Source organism: Flavobacterium panacagri (assembly GCF_030378165.1).
GTDB lineage: Bacteria > Bacteroidota > Bacteroidia > Flavobacteriales > Flavobacteriaceae > Flavobacterium > Flavobacterium panacagri.
Map to the genome: position 1 here is coordinate 2,823,523 of NZ_CP119766.1, position 13,686 is coordinate 2,837,208.

General features: G+C 33.8%; 9 protein-coding genes. 4 read left to right on the top strand and 5 right to left on the bottom strand.

Translation table 11 applies throughout. From position 1 onward, the window contains the following. Positions 1–45: 45 nt before the first annotated feature. Positions 46–846, top strand: a complete 801-nt coding sequence (locus tag P2W65_RS12595) for an ABC transporter substrate-binding protein (protein ID WP_289665987.1) — start codon at positions 46–48, stop codon at positions 844–846. Between the two features lie 174 nt (positions 847–1,020). On the opposite strand, the gene P2W65_RS12600 is transcribed toward P2W65_RS12595, so the two are convergent. After that, the gene (locus P2W65_RS12600; RefSeq protein ID WP_289665989.1) at positions 1,021–1,392 is read right to left on the bottom strand and encodes a hypothetical protein; all 372 of its coding nucleotides are present in this window, start codon (positions 1,390–1,392) and stop codon (positions 1,021–1,023) included. 1,047 nt (positions 1,393–2,439) lie between these two features. On the opposite strand from P2W65_RS12600, the gene P2W65_RS12605 reads away from it, so the two are divergent. Then, positions 2,440–3,933, top strand: coding sequence for a catalase (locus tag P2W65_RS12605; RefSeq protein WP_289665990.1), 1,494 nt, complete (start codon positions 2,440–2,442; stop codon positions 3,931–3,933). A gap of 195 nt (positions 3,934–4,128) precedes the next feature. Here the strand turns inward: P2W65_RS12605 and purU are convergent, their stop codons facing one another. From purU to P2W65_RS12625, 4 genes are all read right to left on the bottom strand, one after another. Beyond that, positions 4,129–4,983, bottom strand: a complete 855-nt coding sequence (gene purU / locus P2W65_RS12610; protein WP_289665991.1) for a formyltetrahydrofolate deformylase — start codon at positions 4,981–4,983, stop codon at positions 4,129–4,131. Positions 4,984–5,103: 120 nt separating this feature from the next. Then, on the bottom strand, positions 5,104–5,823 hold the full coding sequence (locus P2W65_RS12615; RefSeq protein ID WP_289665992.1) for a DUF4197 domain-containing protein: 720 nt from the start codon (positions 5,821–5,823) through the stop codon (positions 5,104–5,106). A 410-nt stretch (positions 5,824–6,233) separates the two neighbouring features. Beyond that, positions 6,234–6,584 carry a hypothetical protein gene (locus tag P2W65_RS12620; protein WP_289665994.1) on the bottom strand — a complete coding sequence of 117 codons (351 nt, stop codon included), beginning with the start codon at positions 6,582–6,584 and terminating at the stop codon, positions 6,234–6,236. Positions 6,585–6,775: 191 nt separating this feature from the next. After that, positions 6,776–8,335 (bottom strand): L,D-transpeptidase family protein, encoded by a 1,560-nt coding sequence (locus P2W65_RS12625; protein WP_289665996.1) that lies wholly within the window; start codon positions 8,333–8,335, stop codon positions 6,776–6,778. A 293-nt stretch (positions 8,336–8,628) separates the two neighbouring features. Between P2W65_RS12625 and P2W65_RS12630 the strand changes: the two genes are divergently transcribed. Further along, a complete protein-coding gene (locus P2W65_RS12630; RefSeq protein ID WP_289665997.1) occupies positions 8,629–12,069 on the top strand; it encodes a methylmalonyl-CoA mutase family protein in 3,441 nt (1,146 codons plus the stop codon). Between the two features lie 162 nt (positions 12,070–12,231). Then, positions 12,232–13,473, top strand: a complete 1,242-nt coding sequence (locus P2W65_RS12635) for a phage integrase SAM-like domain-containing protein (RefSeq protein ID WP_289665999.1) — start codon at positions 12,232–12,234, stop codon at positions 13,471–13,473. Positions 13,474–13,686 lie beyond the last annotated feature (213 nt).

Genomic DNA, 13,686 nt, shown 5'->3' on the forward strand with positions numbered 1-13,686 from the left:
AAATCTTTGCGAACTTTGCGGTTAAAAAAATTACAATCTAAATCAATGAAACAATTTCAAGACCAATTAGGCACTTTGCATTCTTTCGAAACTACTCCCAAAAGGATTATTTCGCTAGTTCCATCTCAAACGGAATTATTGTATGATTTAGGTTTAGAAGATAAAATCATCGGAATCACGAAATTCTGTGTTCATCCATTTCATTTTAAATCTACTAAGAAGATTGTCGGTGGGACGAAGAAAATTCATTTTGAAAAAATTAAACTTCTAGAACCCGATATTATCATTTGCAATAAAGAAGAAAACACCGAAGAAATCGTAAATCAGTTAAAAGAAATCTGTCCGGTTTGGGTGACCAATATTGTTTCAATTGAAGACAATTTTCAAATGATTTCAGATTTCGGGCAATTATTTAATTGCAGAACCGAAGCGCAAAAGTGGAATAATAAATTAACTTTTGCTTTAAGCGATTTCAAAAATTATGTAAAAGATATCAAGGAAAAAAAAGCGGCTTATTTTATCTGGAAAGATCCGTATATGGTTGCTGGAAAGGACACTTATATCAATGAATTATTAAAACTGAATCATTTTAAAAATATCTACGAAGACAAAGGCCGTTATCCCGAAATCGAATTAAAGAAAGTGCGTTTAGAAGGTGATCTGGATATTGTTTTCCTTTCATCAGAACCTTATCCTTTTAAAGAAGAGGACGCTTTTGAAATAGGAAGATTTACACACCACGCCAAAACCATCTTTGTTGACGGAGAAATGTTTTCTTGGCACGGAAGCCGATTATTAAAGGCTTTTTCTTATTTTAAATTACTACACGAAAGATTGAAAAATTAGTTTCAGGTTAGCTATAGAATACGTTGATTTAACCGCAAAGAACGCTAAGATTTAACGCAAAGTTCGCAAAGTTTTATCTCAAAGCTTTGTGAACTTTGCGTTTGTATAAGCACTTACAAATAAAAAAACTTTGCGTGCTTTGCGGTTAAATTAACAAGGAAACTTGAAAGAAAATTAGTTTATACTGTCAAGCTTTATTATTTCAACACTTGCTCCATAATCAGGAGCGCCCTCCGGAACTACCTGGATTTGCAAATAATCTTCTAGTATATATTTGCCCGTTTTCATTCTTTCTTTCAAGCCAGGAGTCATTATAATAGGTTTAGGAAAAGTTGAAGGATCATAGGTATTTAAATACTTGGAATCTTCAGGATGTTTATCTAAATAGTTAACAATTCTTTTTCTTTGAGAGTGTGTTAAAGTATTTTTATCGGGTGTTTTCATGAGTCTAATGATTTCAGCATCGGCAGAAGTTTTTGTAGCTTCAGCTTCATTTGCGCAAGAAAATAACAAACCCAAAGAGAAAGTAGAAATAATTTTTTTCATCGTTTTTAAATTAATAGGTTATTAGTAATTACTCAGTACATTGTTTAAGTAAGAGCGGGAAAAACTAAAAAGGATGCAAAAAATTTTGTTAAAAAAAATAATTTTATGTAAGTTTTGTATGTAGTCTTTTGTTTGTGAGAAATTGCTAAATGAATTGTTTTTTAATGTTTTAATCTTGGACATGATTTAAGTGCAAAGAGCACTCAGATTTCATTCTAAGTTCGTAAAATTTCTATCTTCAAACTTTGCAAACTTTGCGTTTGTATAAACACTCATAAATAGAAAAAACTTTGTACGCTTTGCGGTTTAATTATGTTCAAAGTAAAATAGCCTGAAACCTGAAACAAAAGGAAAAAATTAGTTCAAAAAAAATGCCGGCATCTCGAAGACGCCGGCATTATTTAACTAACCAAAACCAAAATAATAAATAACCAGTTTATTACATTACAAAGATCCGACATAAATCAATGTAAAGCTGTTAAGATCTTGTTATTACTTTGTTGAATATAAGTTAATGTCTTATTTTTTTGTTTCAAGTTTCAAGTTTCAAGTTTCAGGTTGTTGGAACGCATGGTTAACCGCAAGGAGCACTAAGACTTCAAGCAAAGTTCGCAAAATTTTATCTCAAAGATTTGCGAACTTTGCGCTTTTTGTAAAGCCTTTAAATAAAAAACTTTGCGCTCTTTGCGGTTAAATTATGTTCAAAGTAAGGTAACCTGAAACAAATGAAACTTGAAACCTGAAACAAAACAGATATAAAAAAGAATGCCGGCATCTCGAAGACGCCGGCATCATTTAACTAACCAAAACCAAAATAATAAATAACCAGTTTATTACATTACAAAGGTCAGATATAAATCGATTTAATGCTGTTAAGGTTTTGTTATTACTTTGTTGGACATACGTTAAGATTTTTAAATACTTGCTTTTAAGCTTTTTGCAGCGTTAAATAATTTTTAGCTATTAAAATATAATGCCAATCAATTTTGTTTATGAATATGCTAAAGATAAGTTTGTATATTTGGTAAAACATTAAAAATCAGCATTATGGAATCGAACAAAAAATTAACAACTGCCACTGGAACTCCCGTTCCGGACAATCAAAACATTCAGACTGCCGGCCCTCGCGGCCCCGTTTTATTACAAGATTTTTGGTTTTTAGAAAAGATGGCGCATTTTGACCGTGAAGTAATTCCAGAAAGAAGAATGCATGCCAAAGGATCTGGCGCGTACGGAACTTTTACTGTTACTCACGATATTACAAAATATACCAGAGCCGATCTCTTTTCTGAAATAGGAAAAAAGACTGAAATGTTTGCTAGATTTTCAACAGTAGCGGGCGAAAGAGGTGCTGCAGATGCAGAAAGAGATATCAGAGGTTTTGCTTTGAAGTTTTATACCAACGAAGGAAACTGGGATTTGGTAGGAAATAATACTCCTGTATTCTTTTTTCGCGATCCAATGAAATTTCCAGATCTGAACCATGCTGTAAAACGTGATCCAAAGACCAATTTAAGAAGTGCTGATAACAATTGGGACTTTTGGACATTATTACCAGAAGCTTTACATCAAGTGACCATTGTAATGAGTGATAGAGGAATTCCAAGATCATACAGACAAATGCATGGATTTGGAAGCCATACTTTTAGTTTTATAAACAGACAAAATGAGAGACATTATGTAAAATTTCATTTTGTAACACAACAAGGAATTGATAATCTTTCTGATGAAGAAGCAGCAAAACTAGTTGGAGGAGACCGTGAAAGCCATCAAAGAGATTTATTTGATGCGATTGAAGAAGGAAACTTTCCGAAATGGAAAATGTTTGTACAAATTATGACAGAAGAACAAGCAGAAAATTATCGTTTTCATCCTTTTGATTTAACGAAAGTTTGGTTGAAAAAAGATTTTCCATTGATTCCTGTGGGAGAATTTGAATTAAATAAAAATCCAGAGAACTATTTTGCGGAAGTAGAGCAGGCAGCGTTTAATCCGGCGCATGTTGTGCCAGGAATTAGTTTTTCGCCAGATAAAATGCTTCAGGCGCGTTTATTCTCTTACGGAGATGCACACCGATATCGCTTGGGAGTAAATAATTTTCAGATTCCTGTAAATGCTTCAAGATGCCCGTATAATACCTTCCACAGAGACGGCGCAATGCGTGTCGACGGAAATAACGGATCTAAAAAACACTACGAACCCAACAGTTTTGGCGAAATGGAGGAACAGCCAGAATTTAAAGAACCGCCTTTAAAACTTCATGGCGATGCTTGGGCGCATAATTTTAGAGATGATGATCAGGATTATTTCACACAGCCAGGATTATTGTTCAATTTATTAACTTCTGAGAAAAAACAATTGTTGTTTAAAAATACGGCAGCCCAAGTTGGCGGTGCTCAGAAATTTATTCAGGTTCGTCATATCAGGAACTGCTTTAAAGCCGATCCTGCGTACGGAGAAGGCGTAGCAAACGCTTTAGGAATGACTATGGCGGAAGTAGATGCCTTTGATGATCCTAGATTGGCAATTGTTGTTAGATAAGGTTCTGAGAGGCTAAGATACTAAGACGCTGAGATACTAAGCTGCTAAGCTTAGAGTTATTCAATAGTAAACCCGACAGGTTTTAAACCTGTCGGGTTTCTTATTTTTAGATTATAGTTGTCAGACTGAGCGAAGTCGAAGTCTTTGAGCTAAAGAAAAAAACTTAGTATCTCAGCATCTTAGAGTCTTAGCGACTTAAGAAAAAACCACTGTCTTATTACTATAAACCATTGTCTTTCTCTCGGCATGCAATTTTATTGCCCTTGCTAAAACAATACGTTCCAAATCACGTCCTTTCATGATAAAATCTTCTACAGAGTGAATATGTGAAACTCTTGCAATATCTTGTTCGATAATTGGCCCTTCGTCTAATTCTTCGGTTACATAATGACTTGTGGCACCAATGATTTTTACACCGCGTTTAAAAGCCGAATGATACGGTTTAGCTCCTGGAAAAGCAGGCAAGAAAGAATGGTGGATATTGATAATTCTATTTTCGTAAAGCGAAATCAATTTTGGTGTAATGATCTGCATATAGCGTGCTAAAACAATAAAATCGATATTGTATCTTTTTAATAACTCAATTTGTTTTGCTTCGCCTTCTTCTTTATTGTCTTTGGTGAAAGGAACCAAGTGATACGGAATTTCAAATTTCTCTGCAATAGATCGTAAGTCATCATGATTGCTTATAATAACTGGAATTTCAATATTCAATTCGCCAGCGCTGTAACGTCCTAAAATATCAAAAAGGCAGTGGTCGTATTTAGAAACAAACAAAGCCATTTTAGGTTTTTGTTCCTGACTGTATAAATCCCAAGACATATCGAATTTAGAAGCTAGAGTTTGGTCAAAATCTTCTTTAAAACCTTCAATTGTAATTTCAGAATTAGCAAATTCACATTCCAATCGCATAAAAAATACGTTTTGTTCTACGTCAACATGCTGGTCGATATAGGTAATGTTTCCGCCTACCTGAGCAATAAAAGTAGTGACAGATGCAATAATGTTTTTTTGGTCTTTACAGTGAATTAAAATGGTTATTTTTTGCATTTCAAGGTTTTTTTTTGGTTTAAGTTTAACCGCAAAGTTCGCGGAGGTTTACGCAAAGCACGCTAGTATTTTCTTTGCGACCATAGCGTAAATCTTTGCGAGCTTTGCGGTTAAAAAGTTTTATTTCCCGTCTTGCAGAGCAAAAACCTTTTGCAATAAAGGCGTTGTTCTGGCAGAAATGTTATTTCTTATTTCTTTTTCTTCAACAGCAATCATTTTAAAAACACCAGATAAGGCTTGATTGGTTGTATAATCAGTCAAATCTGGATTTACTTTTTTTACTAATGGAATCGTGTTGTATTTTGTTATAATATTTTTCCAAACCGCATCGGCTCCAACTTTTTCGAAAGAACTTTTAATTACAGGATTAAACTTTCCGTATAAAGCCGTTGTTGTGCTGTTTTGTAAGTAGCTTGTTGCAGCGCTGTCGTTTCCTAAAAGGATATTTTTAGCATCTGTAAAACTCATATTTTTAACAGCCGTAACAAAGATTGGTGTAGCTTCTTTAACCGCATCTTCAGCTGCGCGGTTCAGCATTTTGATTCCTTCATCGGCAAGTGAACTTAAACCTACTTTTCTTAAAGTAGCATCTACTTTTTGTAATTCTTCCGGCATTAATATTTTTACGGCTTCATTTTTATAAAACCCGTCAACAGCAGTTAATTTGCTAACTTGTTCTGTAATACCTTTGTTTAAAGCTTCTTTCAATCCTGAAGCAATATCCACAGTTCCTGTTGTTGGAAGCTGAGATGCTATTTGAGGCAGTTGATTTAAAGTCTGTTGAACCTGTGCGCAAGACGTTAGAGAAAATGTAACGGCTAATAGTAAAATCTTTTTCATTATTGGGGTTTTATTTAAGTTTCAAAAATAGTACTTATTCAAAAATAAAGCCACAATTTTATATGTTAGACTGCAACATTTTGTGTTAGAATTAACAAAATATTTCCAGTCTCAAAGATAAGCAGGTCAGTGGGATAGTATAAGTTTGATTTTAGGACAATATTTCCTAAATAGTATCATTTTTATAAATTCTGAATTCTGTTTTGAAGAAGTTTTTTTGTTGGTCTTAAAAATAATTTAAAAACGATGTGCTTTATAGTATAATTCGCTTTCAGTCTGTATAAAGGTTTTTAGCCACAAATTGCACAAATTTCCACAAATTAATTCGTGAAAATTTGTGCAATCTGTGTTTAAAATTAAGCTTTTCAGAGTCTCCGAATCAAAGCTATGCATTTCAAAACTATAGTGCTTTAGTTGTAAGATAATCTGGATCGTGGATTGTAAACGGGTTTGTTTGTATTTAAATCTTTTAAAATAGTATCGGTATAATCTTTACCGCCTTTAATTAGATAATAAAGCGATTTTAATACATAAATTGGGCCATACGGAAATATGCGCCAGCCCGCAGATAGATTGATAAAAAAATGTTTTAAAGCATATTTGAAAGTACTCTCGTTTGGACGGATAAAATAAATATTGGATTCCTTAATTCGTTTCACCATTTTAGAAATTATAAACGGAAAAATAATAAACTTTGCTCCTTGCTGAATTAAAACGTTTATTTCGAACATTGTTAGGCCTTCGATATTATTTGTTTTCATAATAGTTAATTTTTAAATATTATAAATCAGTGGTATAATTTGAGTGCAAAGATCTTAAGATCTGGAAAAGTTTTTTACCTGTAAACGGTTTTAAAATAATGAGTTAAGATTTTTTTATTCATAAACTAGATAAAAAAGTGAGAATTTATCTAAAGTAGATAAATTCTCACTAAGCATGAATAGAATTATTTTTATTGAGCGGCAACAGCGCTTTCGCCAGTTAACTCTTTATCTTTTTCGTATACATCCTGAAAGAAACCAATTTCTCCATTTTCATTTACTAAAGAAGTGAAATAGGTAATATAGATAGGTACTTTTTTCGACAATTTAAAGCTGTTTTCTACTTTTCCAGCCATTGCTTTGTCAATTTTGGCTTGTGTCCATTCTGGATAATCCTGTAACATTGCTACTGCTAATTCTTTAGCCATTTTTACATTAATGCAGCCATGGCTGAAGGTTCTTTTTTCGAAATCAAAAAGTGTTTTAGAAGGTGTATCGTGCATATAAATATCATCAGAATTTGGAAACATAAATTTTACCAATCCTAATGAGTTATCTGGACCTGGTTTTTGTCTTACTTGTCCGTTTACCATTTCCATATTTTTTTCAGCAAGATAATTTGGATCTGATGCTATTTTAGATCGTAATTCATTTTGAACAATGCTTTGTGGAACTGTCCAATAAGGACTGAAAACGATTCTGTCAATTTCTCCATTGAAAATAGTAGTTTTAGTTAGAGGAGCTCCGACAAAAACAGGTGAAGTTAACTGTATTTTTCCATTTTTAACGTATACCATTTCATAAGAAGGTACATTAACCAAGACATATTCATCGCTCGCTGCAATTTGAGCAGCAATGGCACGGCATCTTTCCATGTTCAATTTTAAAGTCTCCATTTTCTCAGAAAGCGGAATATTCATTTCTTTAATATGTTCTTCTGCAAGAATATAGTTAGGTTTAAAACCGTTGCGGACTTTGTATTTCATTACAGCGTCCATCAATTCACGGTCGTAAACATCACTTTTAGAATCCTGTTTCAAATCACCTAATAAATACAAACGAGTTCTAACTTGCGAAATAGTGCTGGAAACGGCATCTGGGCGCAAATCCTTATAAGGAGATTCTGCAGGGACAATAGGTTTCCATTTGTGTGAACGGTCTAATTTTTTGTATTTTTTCAAAACATCTTCCAGTTTGTAATATTGGTCGTATTCGACTTTCGCATCAAGATTTGTAGCTGCAGAAGACTCTTCAATAGTGCTGTAGTTCAAGAAATCTTTCAACATGTCATTATAAGACAATTTTTTCTTGTCTGCATTGCTTTTTTTAGTGTATACCACATAAAGAGAACTCAAAAGCATGTCGGCGTCTGTTTTAGAAAGATTGTTTTCTGACGAAGCATCAAAAAGCTTATCAATTTCATTTTGGTAAGGGATTACTAAATCGTTAGTTTTTTTTGCTTTCTCGTATAATACAGAACCAAATTCGTTGATTTCGTCTTCATCAAACCAAATACTTCCTAAAGTTCTGTTTTTATATAAGGACATTACATCTGATTTGTATTTTTTTAGATCAGAATACCTTTTAAAGAAATCATTAGCTTTCTCGATATTGGCTATATCAGTCTCATTGTTAAAAGCTAAAGTGGTCGAAGTTTTTTTATATGAAAGAGTATTGTTTTCAATTCTGTTATAAGAAGATACAAAGAAACTCAAACCTAAAATTACGGTGAATGAATAAAATGTTCTCATTTTTTTAAATTTTTACGTTTTTACTTTTTATGGGTAAGCTTTGGTAAAAATTTGGGGGCTTTTCTACATTGCTAAATTACTTTAGAGCACCTTAAAACATGTTTCCTGATTTTATTTAAATGTTGCGAAATTGCCATGTCTTTAAGCTTTCTTTAACTATATCAATTAGTTACGTAAATTGTTACCCTTTTGGTTCACGAAATCGATTTATTTTTGTTAAGATAAGCTTAGAGTGGTGATCGAATATTAAAATATTTTGTAAATTGCCTCCATAAAATTATCATATTCATAAAATGGAACAACAAATACCATATATTCCTAAAAATAAAGTAAGAATTGTCACTGCTGCTTCACTTTTTGACGGACATGATGCTGCGATCAATATTATGCGTCGTATCATCCAGTCTACAGGAGTTGAGGTAATTCATCTTGGTCATGATAGAAGCGTTGAAGAAGTGGTAAATACCGCTATTCAAGAAGATGCCAATGCTATTGCGATGACTTCTTACCAAGGAGGACATAATGAATACTTTAAATATATGTATGATCTGCTTCGCGAAAAAGGAGCAGGACACATTAAAATCTTTGGCGGCGGCGGCGGTGTCATTCTGCCAAGCGAAATCGAAGAATTACATGAATATGGTATTACCAGAATTTATTCTCCAGATGACGGACGTTCTTTAGGACTTCAGGGAATGATTAATGATTTGGTGCAACTTGCTGATTTTCCTATTGGAGACAAATTAAACGGAGAAATTGATCATATCGAAAGCAAAACGCCAACAGCCATTGCGCGTTTGATTTCTTCGGCAGAAAATTTTCCTGAAATTGCAAAAACAGCTTTTGATAAAATTCACGAAATTAATTCTAGTTCAAAAATTCCAGTTTTAGGAATTACAGGAACGGGTGGTGCCGGAAAATCATCTTTAGTAGATGAATTAGTTCGTCGTTTCTTAATTGATTTCCCAGAAAAAACAATCGGATTAATTTCTGTTGATCCTTCTAAGAGAAAAACAGGAGGAGCACTTTTAGGAGACAGAATCCGTATGAATGCCATAAATAATCCTCGTGTATATATGCGTTCGCTGGCAACACGTCAGTCGAATTTGGCTTTGTCTAAATATGTAGCCGAAGCGATTCAGGTTTTGAAAGCAGCAAAATACGATTTGATTATTTTAGAAACTTCAGGAATTGGTCAGTCTGATACGGAGATTATGGATCATTCTGATGTTTCTTTATATGTAATGACGCCAGAATTTGGAGCAGCAACACAATTGGAAAAAATCGACATGCTTGACTTTGCTGATTTAGTGGCTTTAAATAAATTCGATAAACGTGGAGCGCTGGATGCTTTGCGTGATGTAAAAAAACAATATCAGCGCAATCATAGTCTTTGGGATAAAAGTCCAGACGAAATGCCCGTTTTTGGAACGATCGCTTCGCAGTTCAATGACCCTGGAATGAACACGCTTTACAAAGCGATTATGGATAAAGTGGTAGAGAAAACTGATTCAGATTTGAAATCGACTTTTGAAATCACTAAAGAAATGAGCGAGAAAATCTTCGTTATTCCGCCGGGAAGAACACGTTATTTATCTGAAATCGCTGAGAATAACAGAAGTTATGATGAAACAGCCATTTCGCAGCAAAAAGTAGCTCAAAAATTATACGGAATTTTCAAAACCATTGAATCTGTTTCTGGAAAAGTTCCTCAAATCAATAAAGCGGGAATCGAAGATTCTTCTGTTTTAGCAGCAGGATTTCAAGAACACGATGAAAACAGAATCTTTTTAAATCTTTTACTCAATCAGTTTGATAAAGTAAAAATGGATTTAGATCCGTACAATTGGGAAATTATTCTGAATTGGGATGAAAAAGTGGCGAAATACAAAAATCCAGTTTACTCGTTTAAAGTTCGTGATAAAGAAATCAAGATTGCAACGCATTCTGAAAGTTTGTCCCATTTACAGATTCCGAAAATTGCTTTACCTAAATATGAAGGTTGGGGGGATATCTTGCGTTGGAATTTACAGGAAAATGTTCCTGGCGAATTTCCGTTTGCTTCGGGATTGTATCCGTTTAAACGGGAAGGAGAAGATCCGTCGAGAATGTTTGCGGGCGAGGGCGGACCAGAAAGAACCAACAAGCGTTTTCATTATGTAAGTGCTGGAATGCCTGCAAAACGTCTTTCAACTGCTTTTGACAGTGTAACTTTATACGGAAACGATCCAGATTTGCGTCCGGATATTTACGGAAAAATTGGAAATGCGGGAGTTTCAATCTGCTGTTTGGACGATGCCAAAAAATTGTATTCAGGTTTCGATTTGGTTCACGCTTTGACTTCGGTAAGTATGACCATTAATGGGCCTGCGCCAATGTTGTTAGGTTTCTTTATGAATGCGGCAATTGATCAGCAATGTGAGATTTACATTAAAGGAAATGATTTAGAAAAAGAAGTTGAAGCTAAGATCAACAAATTATATAAAGACAAAGGAATCAAAAGACCGAAATACCAAGGAGAACTTCCAGCAGGAAACAATGGTTTAGGTTTAATGCTTTTGGGTGTTACAGGAGATCAGGTTTTACCTTTGGATGTTTATAATGATATTAAAGCCAAAACGTTATCGCAGGTTCGCGGAACGGTTCAGGCTGATATTTTAAAAGAAGATCAGGCGCAAAACACTTGTATTTTCTCAACCGAATTTGCTTTGCGTTTAATGGGTGACGTTCAGGAATATTTTATTACTAAAAACGTTCGTAATTTCTATTCGGTTTCGATTTCAGGATATCATATTGCAGAGGCGGGAGCGAACCCAATTACGCAATTGGCGTTTACGCTTTCAAATGGTTTCACTTACGTGGAATATTATTTGAGCCGTGGCATGAACATCAACGATTTTGGGCCAAACTTATCGTTCTTCTTCTCGAATGGAGTAGATCCAGAATATTCAGTAATTGGTCGTGTGGCACGTAAAATTTGGGCAAAAGCCATGAAAAACAAATACGGAGCCAACGAAAGAGCGCAAATGCTGAAATATCATATTCAGACTTCCGGGCGTTCGTTACACGCACAGGAAATTGATTTCAACGATATCAGAACGACTTTACAGGCGTTGTACGCGATTTATGATAACTGTAATTCATTGCACACCAACGCTTACGACGAAGCGATTACAACACCTACAGAAGAATCGGTGCGACGTGCCATGGCGATTCAGTTGATTATTAATAAAGAATTAGGTTTAGCGAAAAACGAAAACCCAATTCAAGGTTCGTTCATTATCGAAGAATTAACCGATTTAGTGGAAGCGGCAGTTCTTCAAGAATTCGACAGAATCACAGAAAGAGGAGGAGTTCTAGGGGCAATGGAAACGATGTACCAAAGATCTAAAATCCAAGAAGAAAGTTTGTATTACGAAACTTTAAAACATAACGGAGATTTCCCAATTGTGGGAGTAAACACGTTCCTGAGTTCAAAAGGTTCGCCAACAGTTATTCCGGCTGAGGTTATTCGTGCCACAGAAGAAGAAAAACAATATCAGATTACGATGCTGGATAACTTGCATAATTTCCACGAAGCAAAAGTAAACGAACATTTAAATGCTTTACAACAAGCCGCTATTAAAAACGAAAACTTATTCGATTATTTAATGGAAGCCACAAAGGTTTGTTCTTTGGGGCAGATTACTTCGGCGTTGTTTGAAGTTGGTGGGCAGTATAGGAGGAATATGTAGTAAATAATATTTAGATAAATTCGTATGAGCATAAATGTAGTGTTTACAATGCTTAGTGAAATATCGGAGTTTGACTAAATTTATATTAATTTGCTTTTGGTTGTCTAAAGGTTGGCTAATAATCATTTATGGTTATCTTTGATGTCTTAAAATTTAAAGATTATGGCGACCTTAAAATACTTACTTCAAAGTAAAAGTGCAAATTCAAATATTTATGTTCGCTATTCGATAAGTAGAACTTCAGTTTTTAAACGGAAAACGGGTTTTGTAATTAATCCAAAAGATTGGAGCGAAGACAAATCGCAACCAATTCAAAAAAACGAGGAGTTAAAAGCTTTAAAGTCTAAATTAGATAAATTAGCCATTTTTATAAATGATGCTTATAATAATGCAATAAGTAAAGGTGTTGAATTTACGGGTTCATGGTTACAACTTCAAATAGATTTATTCAACAATAAAATCGTTGTTGTTGACTTGGATATATTAACTAATTCTATTGATGAATATATTGCTAGTAATGAAAATTTAAGAAGTGGTTCGATTAAAAATCTAGAAAATCTTAAAAAGTTTATTTCAAATTATGAAAACGATTATTTGAAAGGAAAGCATGTGCTCATTAGAGATATTGATTTGAATTTTATTGATACTTTTAAAAAGTATCATATTAGTAAAGGTCGTTCTGTAAATTACATAGGAACTTATATTTCAATCTTAAGAGCTGTTGTTAATAAGGCTTCATTAAGTGGTATTCCAACACATCCTCAGTTTAAACAAATTAAGGCTATTAAAGAAGTCAAAGAACCTGATGAAGTTATTATATTAAACGAAGCGGAACAAGAGCTAATAAAAAATGTACTTTTAGTGCGTGATGCTCATATTAATGCTAGAAAATGGCTTTTATTGGGTTGCTTAATTGGACAGAGGTCAAGTGATTTACTTAATATAACAGAAAAGAATATAACAGATATTAAGGGTATGAAAGTCATTGAATTGAAGCAACAGAAAACAGGAAAACTGGTTGCAATTCCGTTGCTTCCAGATGCTCTTGAAATAATCGAAAATGGAATGCCATATAAAATCAATTTAGAGCATTTTAATAAATACAGTAAAGAGGTGTGTAAAGAAGCTGGAATTAATGCAATTGTAAAAGGGAAGATGCGCATCGATGGTAAAAGAATATTAACGGCAGGATTTTACAAAAAATGGCAAGTTGTCAGTTCTCATGTTTGTCGACGTTCTTTTGCAACTAATTTTTACGGGAAAATCCCCACGCCAGTTTTGATGAATATTACTGGACATAGTACCGAAGGTATGTTTTTATCTTACATAGGGAAAACAACCTATGACAATGCATATCAAATGTTAGAATATTTTAATAAGCTCGAGATTGAAACAAATGCTTAAGCAACAAGAAGTGCTGAGAAAAGAATAAATGCAAGACTCTAAAAAACACATTAATAATGTTGAGTCGATTGTTATAAATTTTTAATAAATAATCTGAACCGTTATCATACATTATGATAGCGGTTTTTTTTTATCTGAATATGAAGTTTTTAAAATTACTCATTGATTAACTCGCGTTTGTGTTAGGAAAATACTTTCAATTTGTTTTTGCAA

Excerpts from the sequence above, each read along its gene's own strand:
- P2W65_RS12615 (WP_289665992.1), bottom strand. The coding sequence starts at position 5,823 with ATGAAAAAGATTTTACTATTAGCCGTTACATTTTCTCTAACGTCTTGC.
- P2W65_RS12605 (WP_289665990.1), top strand. The coding sequence starts at position 2,440 with ATGGAATCGAACAAAAAATTAACAACTGCCACTGGAACTCCCGTTCCG.
- P2W65_RS12625 (WP_289665996.1), bottom strand. The coding sequence starts at position 8,335 with ATGAGAACATTTTATTCATTCACCGTAATTTTAGGTTTGAGTTTCTTT.
- P2W65_RS12595 (WP_289665987.1), top strand. The coding sequence starts at position 46 with ATGAAACAATTTCAAGACCAATTAGGCACTTTGCATTCTTTCGAAACT.
- P2W65_RS12620 (WP_289665994.1), bottom strand. The coding sequence starts at position 6,584 with ATGAAAACAAATAATATCGAAGGCCTAACAATGTTCGAAATAAACGTT.
- P2W65_RS12600 (WP_289665989.1), bottom strand. The coding sequence starts at position 1,392 with ATGAAAAAAATTATTTCTACTTTCTCTTTGGGTTTGTTATTTTCTTGC.
- P2W65_RS12630 (WP_289665997.1), top strand. The coding sequence starts at position 8,629 with ATGGAACAACAAATACCATATATTCCTAAAAATAAAGTAAGAATTGTC.
- purU (WP_289665991.1), bottom strand. The coding sequence starts at position 4,983 with ATGCAAAAAATAACCATTTTAATTCACTGTAAAGACCAAAAAAACATT.
- P2W65_RS12635 (WP_289665999.1), top strand. The coding sequence starts at position 12,232 with ATGGCGACCTTAAAATACTTACTTCAAAGTAAAAGTGCAAATTCAAAT.